The 18,100-nt window shown below is 48.2% G+C and carries 13 protein-coding genes and 1 pseudogene; all 14 read right to left on the bottom strand.

All coding sequences use genetic code 11. The features are described 5' to 3' along the window. Nucleotides 1–24: 24 nt before the first annotated feature. Entirely contained in the window at nucleotides 25–1,443 is a 1,419-nt protein-coding gene (locus ACTHSW_RS03965; RefSeq protein WP_070460320.1) for a sodium:proton antiporter, read from the bottom strand. Nucleotides 1,444–1,885: 442 nt separating this feature from the next. Next, entirely contained in the window at nucleotides 1,886–2,245 is a 360-nt protein-coding gene (locus tag ACTHSW_RS03960) for a YbaN family protein (protein WP_070460318.1), read from the bottom strand. Nucleotides 2,246–2,259: 14 nt separating this feature from the next. Continuing rightward, nucleotides 2,260–2,856 (bottom strand): DUF1415 domain-containing protein, encoded by a 597-nt coding sequence (locus tag ACTHSW_RS03955; RefSeq protein WP_070460316.1) that lies wholly within the window; start codon nucleotides 2,854–2,856, stop codon nucleotides 2,260–2,262. Between the two features lie 117 nt (nucleotides 2,857–2,973). Beyond that, nucleotides 2,974–3,456 (bottom strand): Lrp/AsnC family transcriptional regulator, encoded by a 483-nt coding sequence (locus ACTHSW_RS03950; RefSeq protein ID WP_003684427.1) that lies wholly within the window; start codon nucleotides 3,454–3,456, stop codon nucleotides 2,974–2,976. A gap of 402 nt (nucleotides 3,457–3,858) precedes the next feature. Next, nucleotides 3,859–4,332 (bottom strand): pilin, encoded by a 474-nt coding sequence (locus ACTHSW_RS03945; RefSeq protein WP_070460313.1) that lies wholly within the window; start codon nucleotides 4,330–4,332, stop codon nucleotides 3,859–3,861. Between the two features lie 104 nt (nucleotides 4,333–4,436). Continuing rightward, nucleotides 4,437–4,886: a pilin gene (locus ACTHSW_RS03940; protein ID WP_070460312.1), complete on the bottom strand. Its 450-nt coding sequence runs from the start codon at nucleotides 4,884–4,886 to the stop codon at nucleotides 4,437–4,439. 792 nt (nucleotides 4,887–5,678) lie between these two features. Further along, the gene (gene glnD / locus ACTHSW_RS03935; RefSeq protein WP_107810935.1) at nucleotides 5,679–8,237 is read right to left on the bottom strand and encodes a [protein-PII] uridylyltransferase; all 2,559 of its coding nucleotides are present in this window, start codon (nucleotides 8,235–8,237) and stop codon (nucleotides 5,679–5,681) included. A gap of 19 nt (nucleotides 8,238–8,256) precedes the next feature. Then, complete coding sequence (locus tag ACTHSW_RS03930) at nucleotides 8,257–8,553, bottom strand: helix-turn-helix domain-containing protein (RefSeq protein ID WP_003680870.1); 297 nt, start codon at nucleotides 8,551–8,553, stop codon at nucleotides 8,257–8,259. Between the two features lie 239 nt (nucleotides 8,554–8,792). Then, nucleotides 8,793–9,800, bottom strand: coding sequence for an IS5 family transposase (locus ACTHSW_RS03925; RefSeq protein ID WP_107810936.1), 1,008 nt, complete (start codon nucleotides 9,798–9,800; stop codon nucleotides 8,793–8,795). 91 nt (nucleotides 9,801–9,891) lie between these two features. Next, nucleotides 9,892–12,621, bottom strand: a complete 2,730-nt coding sequence (locus ACTHSW_RS03920) for a lactoferrin/transferrin family TonB-dependent receptor (protein WP_070460052.1) — start codon at nucleotides 12,619–12,621, stop codon at nucleotides 9,892–9,894. 86 nt (nucleotides 12,622–12,707) lie between these two features. Next, nucleotides 12,708–14,486 carry a transferrin-binding protein-like solute binding protein gene (locus ACTHSW_RS03915; protein ID WP_070460055.1) on the bottom strand — a complete coding sequence of 593 codons (1,779 nt, stop codon included), beginning with the start codon at nucleotides 14,484–14,486 and terminating at the stop codon, nucleotides 12,708–12,710. A 137-nt stretch (nucleotides 14,487–14,623) separates the two neighbouring features. Continuing rightward, a pseudogene (locus ACTHSW_RS03910) lies at nucleotides 14,624–15,157 on the bottom strand (glutamate racemase); the annotation flags it as partial. 432 nt (nucleotides 15,158–15,589) lie between these two features. Next, nucleotides 15,590–16,030, bottom strand: coding sequence for a TIGR01244 family sulfur transferase (locus tag ACTHSW_RS03905; protein ID WP_070460058.1), 441 nt, complete (start codon nucleotides 16,028–16,030; stop codon nucleotides 15,590–15,592). 78 nt (nucleotides 16,031–16,108) lie between these two features. Continuing rightward, entirely contained in the window at nucleotides 16,109–17,860 is a 1,752-nt protein-coding gene (locus ACTHSW_RS03900; RefSeq protein WP_070460061.1) for a M61 family metallopeptidase, read from the bottom strand. Nucleotides 17,861–18,100 lie beyond the last annotated feature (240 nt).

Genomic DNA, 18,100 nt, shown 5'->3' with positions numbered 1-18,100 from the left:
TGAATTTCAGACGGCCTCTAAGTTTTAAAAGAGCTGCCAAACGAAGAAAATCATCGTATGCAGGGCAAACAGCGGTACCAATACAATTACCGACCATGCCATGTAGCCGAAGAAGGAAGGCATCGGTACGCCGCGTTGTTCGGCAATGGCTTTGACCATGAAGTTCGGCGCATTACCGATATAAGTGAGCGCGCCCATAAATACGGAACCCATGGATACTGCCAGCAGCGAATGGAACAGATGGCCTGTCATCAAAGCTTGGGCATCGCCACCGGCCATATTGAAGAACACCAAATAAGTCGGCGCGTTATCCAAGAATGCCGACAACAAACCGCTCATCCAGAAATACATCACATTAATCGGATTGCCTGCCGCGTCGTGAACCAAAGAAACAACAGAAGCCAATGCGCCTGTTTCACCAGCTTTCAAAATCGCCAAGACGGGGGAAATGGTAATGAAAATACCCAAAAACAGTTTGCCCACTTCGGCAATCGGCTCGAAGTTGAACTCATTGCCTGCGCGTACCTGTTTGGGCGTAATAATCCAAGATACGGCGGTCAAAGCCAGCAAAATGCCATCGCGCATCAGGTTTTGCAAGGCGTAATGGCTGCCCAAGATTTCAAAGCCCGGATGATTTGGTTTCCACAAGCCGGACAATAAAACCGCGCCGACTACACCGGCCAGCAACAGGAAATTCCATTTGCCGTAAATTTTGACTTTTTCTTCTTTATCGGAAGGAGCAGGAGCAAGGTGTTCGCTTTGTTCACGGTTGAAGTGTCGGCTGTCGATGATGTAGAAAACGGCCAGTAAAACCACAGAACTGATCAATACAGGCATCAGCATGTGTTTGACCGTCCACATGAAATCTACGCCTTTCAGGAATCCTAAGAACAGCGGAGGATCGCCTAAAGGAGTCAGACCACCGCCGATATTTGCCACCAAGAAAATGAAGAAAATCACAATGTGAACGCGGTAGTGGCGTTTATGGTTGGCTTTCAAAAGCGGACGAATCATCAGCATCGCCGCGCCTGTTGTCCCCATGATGGAAGACAAAGCCGTACCGACTGCCAACAGGATTGTGTTCAATTTAGGCGAACCATGCAAATCGCCGCTGACAAAAATACCGCCTGAAATGGTATAGAGCGCCAAAAGCAGCAGGATAAAGGGGATATATTCTTCAACCAATGCATGGGCAACGGTATGTACGCCGGCTCCGAAACCAAAGGTTACGATGAATGGAGTTAAAAACAGCAGCGTCCAAAACGCCGTAATTTTGCCGAAGTGGTGGTGCCAAGTATGGGAGAAAAACAGAGGTCCGAGTGCAATAGACAAGAGAATCAGTGCAAACGGCAGACCCCAAAGCAGGCTTGCGGATGAGCCGTCAAAATCGGATGCCGCAGCAGGAAAGGCGGCAAGAAGCAGTAAAAATGAGAGATAGCGCATAGTATTTCCTTTTTATTCTGTTGCGCCGTGAGGAACTTCGTTGAGAAAGCACGGCGGTGAAATATTCAGGCCGTCTGAAAATATCCAGACGAACTGCGCGGTGGTGTCAGGGGAAAGTATAACGCAAAGCAAGTGTTAAGGGACGGTTTAGAGTGTTGGAATCAAAAGAAATGTTGATACAAATAAAGAAATAAAAGGGAGGGAAGTAGTCGAAAGTAGTAAAAAAATGTTTTTGAAACAGGAGTTTGAAATATTGAAAATAATGCTATCGAAAAAATACTTTGAATTAATTTTAGCTAAAATTTACATTTGATTGAATAAATGGAGGCCGTCTGAAAAATGAGGATGAAATAGGGTGTTTTAGTCCTTACTGATTGTTTTAATGGATAAATTAGGTGTGAAAATAAAAAACAGGTAAGCGAAAATGCCCACCTGTTTTATTTTATGCCTCCGGCCGTAACCACATCCACACTGCCACGCAGCTACAGAAGACTGATGAAACGGCACCCATCCACCAGCGTTCTGGAAATTGCCAAAACATAAACAGGCAAGAAAGGGCCATCATGCCGATAGCGAAGAATTTTGCCTTGCGTGGCACGGCGCCGTTATTTTCCCAGTTTTGTATGATCGGGCCGAAATGGCGGTGATGATACAGCCAATTGTGAAAGCGCGGCGAAGCTTTTGCCCAGAAGGCGGCGGTCAATAAAATGAAAGGCGTAGTCGGCAGTAATGGCAGGAAAATGCCAATAATGCCCAAGACGAGCGACAATGCGCCGCAAAAAATCAATAAATAGCGAACCATATTCCCGTCACCAATTATTTGTTTTCAGACGGCTTGTGATGTGGAAATGGACAACGCGGAATGTCTAATTTATCCCAGCCCTCATGCCCCATTTTTTCCAGCAGCGCGATATTGCGGTCAAAAATTGCCGAGGCATCGGGAAATGCTTCAGCCGCTTTGGCAATACTGTCTTCACGAATCAAGTGCAAAGTCGGGTAGGGTGAGCGATTGGTGTAGTTGCTGATGTTGTCGGCTTCAGTGCCTTCAAATTGGAAGTCAGGATGGAACGGCGCAATTTGGACAATGCCTTCCAATTCGTTTTCTACAACGGCATCATCGGCGATTTCCAACATTTGGTTGAAGGTTTCAAAATCAGGGAACAGCGTTGGATGAACCAGTAAAGTGGTTTCCAATTCCGAAGCGGGCGTATTGCCCAGAAGCTGCAATTCACGATCCAAGTCTTCAAGGAAACCATCCAAATGACGGGCTTCGCTGACAACGATGCGAACCAGGTTTTTAACGTGCGGCGCTTTGGCAAACGGGCAGAGATTCAGCCCGATAACGGCTTTTTCCAGCCATTGTTTGGTATGTTCTGAAACAGTATTGCTATCGAGATGGGTGGTGTCAGTCATAGTAAAAGCTTATGTGAATTATTCTTAAAAAGTATACAAGTGTATGGACATGAAAGCAAACCATTGGAATTTAAAAGGCCGTCTGAAAAACAGACGGCCTTTATCGGTTTCAAATCATCAATCCTGAACCAAATGAACCAAAGGCAGAGCAGTCGTGTTTTTAATTTCTTTCAACACAAAACTTGATTGCGCATCTTGCACGCCGTGGTGCGAAAGCAGCGTGTCCAAAACAAAATGGGAAAACGCGTTCATATCGGTAAAAAAGGCATGGAGCAGATAATCGGTTTCGCCCGTTAAAGCAAAGCAGCTCAATACTTCCGGCCAAGCGCGGACAGATTCGGAAAAATCCTCGCGCGCATCTTTTGCCTTGCTAATCGATACACGGATAAAAGCCTGCAAACCCAAGCCCAAAGAGACAGGGGAAAGCTGGGCGGCATATTTTTGAATGATGCCAGCATCTTCAAGCTGTTTGAGACGGCGCAGGCAGGGAGAAGGGGAGAGCGCCACCTTTTCAGAAAGCTCAACATTGCTCAACCGCCCATTTTCCTGCAAAACCTGCAGAATTTTTAAATCCGTTTTGTCCAAGTTTAGATGAGGCATGATGGTTCTCCCAGTGTCGATAATATATGTTTTGAAAATGAAAAATGCTTAAAAATAAAGACTTGCATGGTTAAATTATATATTGAGTTCAGATGTGCGACAAATTGTCTTATCAGGGGTGTTGCGAATTTGTTTTATGTAGTGGTGAAAAGATGAAGGCCGTCTGAAACTAATCAAGACCAAAGTTTTATGTCATATTAGGATTGGATATAAAGAGGCCGTCTGAAAATGATTTCAGACGGCATTTATTTTCGTAATGTGATCATTCAGGCTCTTAAGGACCTTGTTTTGGAGAGTTTTGTTCTTTTGGTTTGTTCGCTTTCCGCGTTTGTATTTGGCTTTGTTTGGGGTGTTTTCTTTGCAATGTATTTGTGTGTTTTTCTTAGGGTATATGCTTGCTTCTTATCCGTGTGAGTTGTCACGGCACATGGCGGGAACCATTATCGGATCCAGCGTTCCGCCGCATTGCCAGTTGAGCAACCAAGTCGAATCGTTATGATTTCGATAAGGGGTCAGGGTCAGGACTTTGCCTTTGTTTTGCCCTTTATCGAAAGGAATGCTGATTTTGCCTGTATCTGCTTCTACAGTTACGCCACCGTTTTGGATGTATGTGCCGCCGATGCGTTGAGCGGTAACGCCGATTGAGCCTTGTTTACTGACATCCTCTGCATTGGGCAGGCGATTATTTACCGCTGAGGCAATGCTGATTTCGGTTTTCAGGTCGTCGGCAAGGTATAGTGCTTCGGAGGCTTGCGCCCTACCGATATAGTTTTGATAAGTGGGTATGGCGACAACAACCAGAATACCGAGGATGGCGATAACTATCATCAGCTCAATTAGGGTAAAACCTTTTTGGGCTTGAAATGGGGTATTCATTTGAGCGTATCGTTTTTAAGTTTTTTTTATTTTTATAAAGCAAATCCCATAATCACATTATGGGATTTGCTCTTTAAGCTTTTAAATTTGTTGGTAACAAATTATTAACGGCAAGAAGAAGGCAAGAATTTGCTATCAACAGTACCTTTCTTACAGGTCCAAGTGAAAGAACCTTTAGAAGAGGTAGCATTACCAGTTACATCAGGTGATAACATAACTGTTTTACCTTTAATATCATTATTGACATCAGTATTTTTCATTGTTGCAGTCAGAACACCATTTGTGCCTACAGCAACTTGAGCAACGTATTTACCTTTAATATCGGTAGGTGCTGCGATACCAGCCTCTGTATTATTTTTAGGCCATTTACCTTTATCTGCATAGTATTCAACAACAGCAGACTTTTGACCTTCCATCAAAGAGATGGCTTCAGAAACTTGAGCACGTGCAGTGTAGTCTTGGTATGCAGGCAGGGCGATAACTGCCAAGATGCCGATAATCGCGATGACGATCATCAATTCGATCAGGGTAAAACCTTTTTGGATTGCTTTCATTGTTTAAAACTCCAGTTTGAAAGTGTGAATAATTGTGTTTAAGTAAAAAGTCCGTAATGTGCTTGGCACTATGTATTATGAGTAAACCATAAGTAAGAAGGAATATACAGCTTCCGTCGGGCTTGCTGCTTTGAGGCTTGGGCCTTATCGGACGTGTTGTTTCAAGCAGTCGGTGTGCCAAGTGCGCAAAATTGATTAAAAAATTTATTTTTTATTTTTTATTTATTGTTTTTATTGGGATTATTTTTAAAATTTTAAATTTTGTGATGTTTTGTTTGAAAGTTTCAGGATTTTAGAGAAATTAGGGGGTTGACGTTTTTTGTCAGTTTTGTGTTTTTTGTGACAGGGAGTGTGTGCGAGTTTGGTCATGTGACGTTTTTTGTCAGAAATTAATCTTGTTTCAATAATATGTTAATTGATTTGGATGGGTGGTGATTTTATGGATTAATCGGTGAGTTTAATATTTTTTGATTTTATTTTTTTGTTTTTTATGAGTTTTATTTTTTATGCGTATTTTGTTTGAATACGGATAAGGAAAAAATTTGGAAGGAAGGATTTTTGAAGGGGATTTGGCATAATAGGTGAATGAAAATTTGTTACTGAAATTATATCCATATGGGTTATGATTTTAGAATGTAGTTTTATGTCAGAAGGAAGTTTTGGTTTCGAATTTTAAGGCTTTGGATTTCTTGAGTGTTTGAGAAGGGTATATTCAGGATGTTTATATTTTTGGGTGCGATTAGGGTGAGCAAAAAATGCTCACCCTATGTTTTTAAGATGTTCAGACGGCCTTTATGGGGTTAAGACTTCGACCAATGCCTGCTTTAGGGTGTTTTGGATTTGCGGGTCTTGCAGGGATGGGCTGTAGGTAATGAAGCTGTCCTCAATGCGCTGATCCAAGGTGGTAATTTTGGCGTAGCGCAGGCTGATGTTGTGGGCGAAGAAGGTCTCGGCGATGTCGGCGAGGAGGTGGGGGCGGTTGACGGCGGTGATGTCTATGGTGTGCCAGCCGGGATAATCTTCTTCGGGGGTGATGATTACGGTAGGCGGAATGGGGATGTGGCGGATGCGGCGGCTGATGTGCGGGCGGCCGCTTTGTTTTTGGACGGTGGTATTGCCGTGGATGAAGCTGTTGAGTTCGGCTTCAAGTGCGCTTTGGCGGTCGGGATATTCTTCGGGCGGGAGATTGTCGGGGAGTTGCAGGATAAAGGTGTCAAGGATGTAGTCGTGCTCGGTGATGAAGGCGCGGGCGGCTTGGATGTCGAAGCGGTGGCTGCTGAAAATGCGGCAGAGGCGTGCGAAGAGGCGGTCGCCATTGGGCATGAACACCATGACTTGAAGGCTGTTGCTTTGGGGAAGGATGCGGCTGCGGACGGCCGGACTTTGGGTGTCGTAGGCGAGGTTTGCGGTGTGCCAGAGGATTTCCCGCGTTTGATGGCGGACGTAGTATGCGCTGCCGAGGATGCGGCGGAGTTTTTGTTGGTTTTTGAGGGGAACGGCCGCGCGCGTGAGCTGATCGGTCGAGGCTTGTTCGCGTCGGTTGGGGAGGCGTTCGGGATCGTGGTGTTTGCTGTTTAAAACGGCGGCGGTGCTGTGGTAGAGGGTTTGGAGCAGGCTGGCGCGCCATGTGTTCCAAAGTTTGGGGTTGGTGCCGCGGATGTCGGCAATGGTAAGCAGGTAGAGTGCGTCGAGGTATTCGCGTGTAGGAATACGGCGGCAGAAGGCTTGGAGGACATGGGGATCTTGGATGTCTTCTTTTTGGGCAACGGTGGACATGAGCAGGTGGTTTTCAACCAGCCATGCGAGGAGGTGGCTTTCTTCTTCGGTGTAGTAGTGGTTGGCGGCGAATTGTTGTGCGTCTTTGATGCCTTCTTTGGCGTGATCGCCGCCACGGCCTTTGGCGATGTCGTGCAACAGGGCGGCGGTGTAGAGGACATGTGGTCGTGGGTAGGCCTGCATGATGGCGCTGGCCTCGGGCATTTCGTGGCTATGGGTTTCGATGGCGAGACGGCGCATATTGCGGACGACGGTCAGGATGTGGTCGTCTACGGGGTAAATATGGAAGAGGTCGTGTTGGAGCAGGCCGGTGATTTTTTCCCATGCGGGGAGATAGCGGCCAAGTACGCCGTAGAGGTTGAGAAAACGGAGGGTTTGGGTAAGGCCGGTGCCGTGTTTGAAGAATTGGATAAAGCGGCGGCGGTTTTCTGGATTTTGGGTAAAACGGGTGTTGATTTTTCGTGTGGCCGCCCACCATGCGCGCAGGGTTTGCGGCTCGATGGTGGTGATGTTTTGCTCCTGCATGGTTTGAATAATGGTGAAGATGTGTTCGGGATTTTGTTCGAACAGGGCAAGGTCGTTGGTGGCAATTTGGTGGCCGATGCGTTTGTAGTGGCTGTCGATGGGGTGGATATGTTGGGGATGGCTGGAGGTTTGATGGTTTTTGAGAACCGGAATAAGGATGCCGTTGAGTTGTTTGATGGCTTTGGTGGCTCGGTAGAAGGTGTGCATCAGGGCTTCGCTTCTGCCGCGGATGTCGGGTTGGGGATAGCCTAAGCTTTCGGCGACTTGGGACTGGTAGTCGAAAAGCAGTCTGTCTTCGGGGCGGTCGGCGGTAAGGTGGAGGTGAATGCGGATGTTGGCGAGACGGCGGTAGCCATGAGCCAGCATGCCGGCTTCAGTGCGTGTGAGGACGCCTGCGGTAACGAGGGCAGTGGGGTTGCTGTCTATGCCTTGTGCTTTGGCTGTCCAGATAAGGGTATGGATGTCGCGCAGGCCGCCGGGGCAGGTTTTGATGTTGGGTTCGAGTTGTGCGCCTGTGCCTTGGGATTTGGTATGGCGTTGCTCCATTTCGAGGAGTTTGGCTTCGATAAAGGCGGCTGTGTCGCGACGTGTGTTGAGTTTGTTTAGAAGTTGGGCGGTAAGGTCGGCATTGCCTTGTAGGTGGCGTGCTTCAAGAAAGGCGGTTTCGCCGGTAATGTCGTTTTGGGTACTTTGGAGTATTTCTTCTATGCTGCCGCTTTTGATGGCGGGATTGAGGCGTGCGTCCCAAAGGGTTTGGATAAATTGGGCGGTTTGTTGTTGCAGGCCGTCTGAAAATGGGGCCGAGGAAATAATCGCTAAGTCCCAGTCAGAATGGGGGTAGAGTTCGCAACGCCCGAAGCCGCCGATGGCAATGAGACTGATGTCGTCGCTGTCGGGAAAGTGGATTTGCCAGAGGGTTTGCAGCAGGGTTTCGGCAGCGGCGATATGGTCGCGGAAGTAAACGGTAGGGCGGTTGTTTTGGCGGTAGGCGGTTTCTGCTGCTGCTTTTTGCTGCTGGTAGGTTTGGATGGCTTGTTGGGCGGCGGTCATAATGATATCTGGCTGTGAACTAGGCTTGGGTGTCGGCAGGCTCGGTCATTTGGCGGAGCATCTCTTGCGGCGGAAGAAGGAGTTTGTAAGGGGCGATTTTGAGTGCGGATGCGATTTTTTCGATGTTGGAAAGGGCGATGTTCCAGCGTTTGCGCTCGACGGCGGAGACGTAGGTGCGGTCAAGTCCGCATTGGCGCGCCAGTTCTTCTTGCGACCAGCCGTGATTAACGCGGTAGAGGCGCATGTTGTAAGCGATAACGGCACGGAGGTCTTGCGGATCGGGCAGGCTTGGAGGGGGAGTGAGTTTGTTGACCATGGTATTTTGAGTTTGTGGTTTGAACGATAAGGAGATTTTATACTATTTTTGTGAGGGGAAAGGAAAGGCCGTCTGAAAGTTTTCAGACGGCCTGAGACCTTTGCAAAATTCCTTTTCCCCCGACAGCCGAAATCCAAACACAGGTTTTCGTTTATTTCCGCTCCTAATTACTCCTGATTTTACCCAAATATCCCCTTAATCCTCCCCGGACACCCGATAATCAGGCATCCGGCCGCCTTTTAGGCGGCAGCAGGCGCACTTAGCCTGTTAGCGGCTTTCAATAGGTTCAAACACATCGCCTTCAGATGGCTTTGTGCACTTACTTTGAGCAGACCAAAATAGACTGCCCGGGCGTAGCGGAATTTACGGTGCAGCGTACCGAAGCTCTGTTCGACCACATAACGGGTTTTTGATAAATATCGGTTGCGTTTGGTTTGCGCTTCCGACAGCGGATGTTTGCGGTGGGCTTTGCGCATAATACCGTCCTGCAGCCGATGCTCTTTCAGATGTTGCCGGTTTTCCTCACTGTCATAGCCTTTGTCGGCATAGACGGTCGTATCTTTGGCTATACCTTCCAGCAAAGGCAACAGATGGTTGCACTCATGGGTATTGGCGGGGGTGATGTGCAGTTTCTCGATATAGCCTTCCTCATCGGTGCGGGTATGTTGTTTGTAACCGAGTCTGTAGAGGCCGTTTTTCTTTATCCAACGGGCATCGCTGTCTTTACTCGGTGTGGTTTGGCCGCTGACTTGTCCTTCCTCATCGACTTCTATAGCCTGACGCTGTTTGCTGCCGGCGGTCTGAATAATGGTGGCGTCAATGACGGCGGCGGATGCTTTCTCTACTTTTAAACCTTTTTCGGTCAGTTGGCAGTTAATCAGTTTTAGCAATTCGGACAGGGTGTCGTCTTGCGCCAGCCAGTTGCGGTAGCGGCATAAGGTGCTGTAATCGGGGATGCTCAGTTCGTCAAAACGGCAAAACAGGTTGAAATCGATGCGGGTGATGAGGCTGTGTTCGAGTTCGGGATCGGAGAGGCTGTGCCATTGTCCGAGCAGGACGGCTTTGAACATGGACAACAGGGGATAGGCGGGACGGCCGCGGTGGTCTCGGAGGTAACGGGTTTTTTGACGATTCAGGTATTGTTCGATCGGTTGCCAATCAATTACTTGATCCAACTTCAATAGTGGGAAACGGTCGATGTGTTTGGCAATCATGGCTTGTGTGGTTTGCTGGAAGAAGGTACTCATGAAAAATCCCCTAAATGTCTGGGTAGGAATTTAGGGGATTTTGGGGAATTTTGCAAAGGTCTCCTATTGCCTTGATGCACGGTTGCTTAGGTTAAAACTTCATCTCCAAAGTCAGGGTGTAATTTCGTCCCGGTGCGGCGTAGCGGTTATACCTGCCGACATTATTGTGCCTATTGACCGCTCCTTCGGCAGTCTGCCTTACAGACTCCCAAGTGGTATACCGGTAGTTGAAGAGGTTATACACGCCTGCGCGCAGGGTCAGGTGTTTCTTGATATTGTAATATCCGGAAACATCCGTAACATGCCAAGGCCGCGTCCGCCGTGATGCTGCTTTTTTAGCATTGGCATTACCGTTCAACAGCGCCTGGCTGCCTAGCAGTTCGTCAACAGATTTTGCCTTGGAATAAGTAAACATCGTATTGATACCCCATATTCCGTCAGGATGGTCGTAACCCAAACCCAATACATATCGTGAAGGTTGGACGGCATCAAAGAGATATGAAGTTACAAACGTCCTGTCGGCGCGTATATCGGCATCTTTGACCTTGATGCGGTTATAGGCAAGCGTGGAATACAACCCGTCCGGCAACCCGCCCCATACACCGTGCCAATCGATTTTACCCAAAATATTGATACCGGCTATCCGTGCATTTTGAGCATTTCGATATCCGGGGTCGCCAGAAGCCGAAGTTTGCCCGTTTTGAGTTCGGGTTTCATAACCGAATGCAATCAGGTCGCGATAAGCATTGTTGAAATAGCTGGCTTCCAAATTGCCGAAGTCCCCTTTAAATACAATACCTGTCTCTCTATTAAAGGATTTTTCCGGTTTCAGATCCAACGTTTTCAAAGACTCCCCGGCTCTCCAGCCGTACATTTCGGCAAACGACGGTAGACGGAAGCCCGTAGAAGCGCGATAAGTCAAATCCATCCAGGTGAAAGGCTTGAGGACTACGCCTGCGTTCCAAGAAAGGTTGCGGTGAGTGCCGGTAGAGACACTCTTATCTTCCGAATGCGTACTGCGATAATCGTAACGTATGCCTGCTCCGACATCCGCCCACCTGCCCAAACGAACATTGTCTTGAACGGCTGCATAATAACCGTTGCCGCCGATATTCCTCGGTGTGCAGTCTGTATAGGTGTTATTGCCGAAACGGCATATCGGCGATGTATTGACCGTGGTCTTGCCGATAGACACCCAATACGGTTTGCCTTGGCTTCCGTTGGGTGACTGCGCCCCTTCCGGGATTTTCGATCCATATGCCTGAACTGCGTTTTGAAGATAATAATCGCTGTGGGACAATTGCGACTTAAAGCGGTCGTACCCTAGATTGATACTCAAATTGTGACGGATTTTGGCCGTATCAAATGCCTTTTTAAATACTGCTTGGAACAGGTTTCGGCTTTCTTCATAAATCATCCGGTCGGATTTATAGAAGGAATACGGTTTATTGCCGTCGGGACGGCAATTTTTATCCGAACCGTCGTGAGAGCAATGCGTCTGCTGCAAACGGTTGTCCAAATCTATACCTTGCCGGTCATAAGAAAGTCGGGCGTAATCGGCCCAGGTATCCTTGTCAGCATTATGGTAAACATATTCGACCCCGTACCGGTTTTTAGTATGGCGTTCATCATAAAACACGCCGGTACCGTAACCGATACCCTGCAATGTACCGCCCTCTCCCTGAACAAACAGCCTTTCGGCCTTATTATTGCCCGAATATTTGCCAAAGCCGCTCGGCGTACCGTTTCTCCGGACACTTTCATTCAGATCGGCCTCGGTAAAATAGGCAGGAACAGTCATATCCCGTGTATCAAAGGTCTGCTGCGTACGTTCAAGAACGGCTCCGACATAATGGCGGTTGTCCAAATGCCAACCCGGTCGGAACAGCCATGATTGGCTGCCATACTCAAGCGGGTCCGCAAGGAAGCGGCTGGGGCCGGTATAATCCTGCGTGCTGACGGTTTTGCGCTCATCTTTGGCCAAAGCATCTTTTTTCGCATTGTCTTTACAGGCCGCATATCCATTGGAACATTCCTCTTCGACAATGAAATTTGCGTACGGATGGGTATCCTCGACCGGCATCAGCCGGTTGAAACTCTGCACACCTTTACCAGCATCTTTATGCGCATGGATTTCCTGCCCCCGCCGTTTAGTATAAATAAGGAGGGCTTCCGCGCCGCCGCTGCGTCCTGCAAGCGCAAGGGACTGTGTCAGGGCATGGTCTTTTCCAGAATAGGCAGTTTTACTCTGAATGCCCCACTGTTTTCCCTCTCCGATAATGTCGGCTGCGGTTTTGGTTTGAAATGCGACCGAACCTGCCAATGCGCCGTTTCCGTATTCTGATGAATTCGAACCCTTGCTGATTTCAACGGCCTTAACGTTTTCATACTCAATTTCATTGATTGCGCCGCTGCTGCCCGCCGTCCTCGTCCCACCCAATGCCGCCTGCGCGGTGTAGGACTGTATTTGCGAAACGCCGTCTACCGTTAAGGAAACGCGGTTTTTATCCATGCCGCGTATTGAATAGCCGGAACTTGCGCCCCGACCCTGTTCGACCACGGCAATACCCGGATCGTAACGGGTCAGGTCTCGGATATTCAAAACCTGTTCTTTACTTAGCGTCTCGGAAGATTTGACCAGCTTGCCCAGCCCGGTTACTTCGTTATCACGGCGGGTTTTCTGTTTTTTCGCATTGACCTGCACGGTATCGAGCTGCTTTTCCCACACTTGTCCAGACGGTAAAACATCCGCATAAGCAGGCAGCGCAGTCATCAGCGACAGGCATAAAATATTTAATCGGAACAAATGTTGCTGTTTCATATCATTTCTCTACTTACTGCCTTCAGACGGCATTTAAAACCGATATGCCGTCTGAAGAACTTTCCTCTGTCAACCGGCAGCCCAGTTTACCGGACAAGCTGTTGGCGTTTCGTACCGAATACCACTGCCGCCTTGCCGCTTTCTCCCTCCAATGTATTTCCGGAGAACGATCCGCCCATCTCAATGGCGGTTTTGCCGTAGAAGCCGCCGGACACATCTGCACGGATATTCGTCCGTTTCGGATCGATGGTATTTTTCGGATCTAATGCAAAGCCGTTTTCACCGGTTTTCGCCACACCTGAAAAACCGTTGCCCTGAATCGTGGCAGTGATGGTGAATACGGGGGCAATGCGGTCTTTCGCCGTCAGCATACCGTTGAGGGTTTTCTCGGCAAAATTAACTTTAAACTCCGCCCGGTTACCGCCTTCCTTATTGGAAGGTTCGGCACTCCAGCTCGTACCATTAACAATAGTACCCGACCATGTACCGCGATATACCGCCTCTCCCGCCGTTACAGGCATATCGGAAACCGGCGTACGGCTGCCCTGCAGGAACATATCGTGCGAACCGCCGTGTTCCAACACCCCGAAATGCAGGTAATCCAAATTGGAGCAGCATACCGACACCTTCACACCGTCTTTCTCAAATACATGCTGGAATGCCGTCTGAGTGCCTTCGGACGGCACAAGCGCAAGCTCTACGCCGTCAATCAGCAGTTTGGCCACGTTGCCAAAGCTGTCTATCTGTTTTTTCACAAAATCCGCACCGATGCGGTAAGCGTCCATAAAGGTTTCAGCCAATGGTTTTTCTGCACCGTCTTTCTGTTTCGCGCTGAATACGGCAAGCACTTTCTTATCGTTTGCCAAAAACTTGCCGCCCAACTCATCGCCCTGAGGCCCGTAGAAACCACCTTCCAGACTATCAGAATCAGAAACAAAGGGATGACCGTTCCCAGTATCTTTATCTGCAGCCAACGCCTTACCTTTGAAACGGTTACCGTGCAGGTTAGCCTGAATGTCGTAACGTTTAATTTGTTTGGCTTTATTTTCGGTTTCGTTATGGGTAATCCGGTTATTGCGGTAGAGCGCGCCGGTCATGGTCTTGGCGGCGAAGTCCACCTCAAACTCGCTGGTCAGCCCAAAATCGGTCTGACCTTCCGGTGCCTCGCTTTTATTGCGCAACACATCCGCTTCCTCGGCAGACAAAGCCCCGTACCTATCGCCCGCTTGCGAATTACCCAACTGGGAAAACTTCTGTTTTTCCTTGGCATCGGTTACATAATCCCAAGTGCCTTTGTAAATCGACTTGCCCATCGGCAGAGCTTGGGAAGGATTGCTGCCTTTGTAGAAAAGGTAGCCGTCCGCGCCGGAAAGGGCGATATTGTTTTTGAAATCGATTTTATTGGCACCGTTGCGGTAGATATAGCCCGAGCGGACATATTGGAAATCCGTGTATCCTTCCACACGGCTTTTGCCATCGCCCGTTGTGATGGATTCGTTCAGCGTACCCTTATCCATCGCAAAAATCTCATTCTTTTGGGGAAACTCACCCGGCTCACCCGCACCTAATTTCTCCCAATCCGCTTCTGATAATGCCTTATGATCTTCTTTATTTTTCGGGTGCCAGTTCCGACGCGGTATTTTGGCTGCAAAACCGTAAACCGGACGGTCGTTTTCCGCCGCCTGCGCTTCATCGGGTTTTGCCGGTTTTTCAGTCTGTTCGTCTTGGTATTTCGGTGCTTCGGACTGCGGGTTGTGCTGTTTCGTTTCCACGCTGTCCAAATCGAAACTGCCGCCACCCGCGCAGGCAGAAAGCAGCAGCACAGGCAGGATACCGGCTGCTTGGGCAATAAGTGAATTTTTCATATCAACTTTTTTAAAAATGATAATAGTTTATATTTTATTAACTTAAAATGTAATTTGCAAACATTTTCTGACGTACCTTCACAAAAAACACCCGCACATCCTTACTCCGGATATGCGGGTGTTTGAGCAAACCTTGACTAACCCAAAGACACCATTTCAATCTGCTCCATCGTTCTACTTAGAAAACGTTCGCCTATCATTCTGAATTTCAAAGGAATATCGCTGACATAAAAACGATAGTCGGGATTATTGTTGTCAGTATTGAGAAATCCCTCCTGCGCAAGGACGCGTGCTGTTTCTTCAGCCGTCGTAATTGCAGAATCAACCAACGCGACATTACCCGCCTCCCTACCGATTAAGGGCTTGAGCAAGGGAAAGTGCGTGCAGCCCAACACCAGCGTATCGATGCCGTCTGCAAGCAATGGTTTGAGGTATTCGCATACGGTCAGGCGGGTAACTTCATGTTCCAACCAACCTTCCTCCACCAAAGGGACGAGCAGCGGCGCAGCCTGCGTGCGGACGAGCGTATCAGGGTTGTTCCTATGGATGGCGCGCGCATAAGCATTGCTGTTGACTGTCGTATTGGTGGCGATAATGCCGATTTTATTGTTGCGCGTCGTTGTCAGCGCGGCTTTCGCGCCGGCGGAAATCACGTCCAACACAGGCATATTGAGACCTTTGCAAAATTCCCCAAAATTCCCTAAATTCCAACCAAGACATTTAGGGGATTTTGGGGAATTTTGCAAAGGTCTCGGCCTTAAAGAGGGTAGGTATAAAAAAAAGGGGGTGGCTTTCGGCCACACCCAAACACACACACATCAAGAGGAAAGAAAAATCATTTAATAAGAGAGCTGGCTCTTATAGAGGAAAACTGGATGATTCGGGCTTGACCCTGAAGCATTGAAAGGCATTATAAATGAAAATAGGGTTAGGGTATTGATACAGGTCAATTCGGGCTTGATTTAGAAAATATATTTTTAGGATAGTGGAAATAAATTAAAAATAAGGTTTGATTGTGAATAAAAGTCATTAGGCCGTCTGAAAAATGGGTTTCAGACGGCCTGATTGGTTTGAAGGCTGCTACTTAGTATATAAATAAAGTATTAAGCCAAACCTTTATCTTTGGCTTCTTGCAGGCGGGCTTCAAAGTTACTGAGGTTGACGCCTGCCTGTTCGGCTGCGGCAACTACTTCGGCTACAGATGCGCCGTGTTGCACTTGATGATAACCCCAAAGCAGGGAGCAGCGAGTGCCGGTGCGGCAGAAGGCAAGAATGGGAGCCGGAGATTGTTGCAACAGATTTTGGAAGGCTGCAACATCGGCTACGGTGATTTGAGGCGCAACGACGGGCTGGTGGGAAAATTGGTTGATGCCAGCCTCTTTAAACCAGTTTTGTACTTCGGCAAAAGCCGGTTGGTTTTCTTCTTCGCCGTCCGGGCGATTGCAGATGATGGTTTTGATGTCGAGACGTACGGCTTCTTGGACGTCGGCTTCGGTCAGCTGAGGGGCGATATAGAGGGTGTCGGTCAGTTTACGGATAGGCATAGTTTTTCCTTTCTTTATATTAAATGGATATGTTGATTTCAGACGGCCTAGGAAGTGGCAGGCCGTTTGAAGTTTTATTTAATGATTGTACAACCAGTTTTCGAGTTTTTGGCGATCGGTAATGTGCAGCAGGGCAGTATTGGCTTCTGCTGCTTGAACTGTGATGCTGGTTTCACGCAATAGGCCTTGGCGGAAGAAATGGATGGTGGTGCGCGTGCCGATAGGCAGTTTGCCCCACTGCGCTGCAAGGTCGTTGCAGGCATAGCCGCCTAAGGCGATGATTTTATCTTGCGGGCAGAGTCCGGCATTTTCTGCGCTACCGCCATTAAATACATGAGTCAGGACGGCATGATCGCTGTTTTGTTTGAAACGTGCGCCCAAATCGTTGGCGGGGGCAACCGATTGGGGTTCGGTGGCAAATGCTCCGCCGTGCTGGCGTGGTAGGGGAATAAAGTCGAGTTTGACACCTACGCTTTGCAGGCATTCTGCGAGCGGAAGATCATCGGTACTGTATAAGGCCGTCTGAAAGAAGGTTTCTAAATCTAAACCGGTCATTTCTTGGCAACGGGATTGCCAGTGTTTTTCGGGTATGCCTTGATGGGTGTTGCACCAATCGAGATAGTGTTGCTGCATCACGCTGTCGAGGGTGTATTTGCCTTGGCTTTTCTCACGGATGATGAGGTCGAGGCAAAGTGCGGCCAGTGCGCCTTTTTGATAGTAGCTGACGATGGCGTTGGGGCTGTTTTCGTCTTGTTTGTAGAACTTGTCCCATGCGCTGAAACTGGATTGGGCAAGTGTTTGTTTCAGACGGCCATGTGTTTGCTGTACGCGTGTGATGCCTTGTGCAAGCAGGGTAAGGTAGGCTTCGGGGCTGATGGTTTTGCTTCTAGCAAGAAAGAGGTCGTCGTAGTAGGAGGTAATGCCTTCAAATGCCCAAAGTTGCTCGGTATAGTTTTCTTGGTCGAGATTGTAAGGTGCGAAGACGGCCGGTTTGATGGATTTGACGTTCCATGCGTGGAAGTATTCATGGGAGAATAGACCGAGTAATTCGGTATAGGCTTTGTCGGCTTCGCCCATATCGTAAGATGGCAGACTGTGGCGGTCGGCGAGTAGGGCGGTGCTGCTGATGTGTTCCAGTCCGCCGTAGAGGTTGTCTCCCAGATGTAGTAGGAAAAGGTATTCGGTAAACGGGGCAGGGGAAGGGAACATCGCCAACTCGGTTTCGCAGATTTTTTGAATATCGGCGAGGAAGCGGGTGAGGTCGAAATCGGGGTAGATACCGCTTAATGCAATACGGTGGGGAATACCTTGTGCTTCAAAGTCGAGGAATTCGATGATGCCTGTTTCAACAGGGTGATCAATAAGCTCGGCATATGAGGCCGTCTGAAAAGTGGTCGCCGAAATTTGTGGCAGGGTTGTGGCTATCTGCCATGTGTGTGGCAGGGTAGGAAATTCGACTTGGTGCGGTTGTTCCTCTTGTCCGTGTACTTTTAAGAATAGGCATGCGCCGTCGAAAAAGCCACGCTCGGTGCTGAGGAACGAGCCGCGAACTGATAAGTCGAATGCGTAAACAGTGTAGTAAATTTCCCACTCTCCACTGAGAGCAGGGGTTTGCCAATGGTTTTTGCTGGTTTGTGTCAGCAGCTGGGCTTTGCCGTTGCAGCGCGCGCTGATGTGCGTGATATGGCGGGCAAAGTCACGGATGAGGTAGCTGCCGGGAACCCAGTTGGGTAAGCTGATTTCTGTTTCTGAATCATCAGTTTGAGTGAATGATAAGGTGATGTGCCATTCATGAGACAGAAAGTTGGGAGTAATTTTGTAATTAATCATAACTATTGGTTAATTTGCTAAAGTTTATTAAGAATAAGGGGGTTTAAGGGGTGGGCTTAATCTATATCAATAAAACTGTATGAAAAAGGGGGCTTGAAAAAATACCACGTCTGATTTAATGCGTATGTTTTAATAATTTATTGATTATAAAAGAAATGAATTTATGTCTTACTAAATATTTTATGCAATGTGGAATGTAATTTTGCTTGGCATGTTGTGGTGTCTATGTTAAATTTAGAA

Origin of the sequence: Neisseria sp. P0008.S004 (assembly GCF_051962755.1) — a bacterium.
In the GTDB taxonomy this organism is placed as follows: Bacteria; Pseudomonadota; Gammaproteobacteria; order Burkholderiales; family Neisseriaceae; genus Neisseria; species Neisseria subflava_A.
Note: the sequence above shows the minus strand (reverse complement) of the source record. Positions and strands in the feature narration are given on the sequence as shown.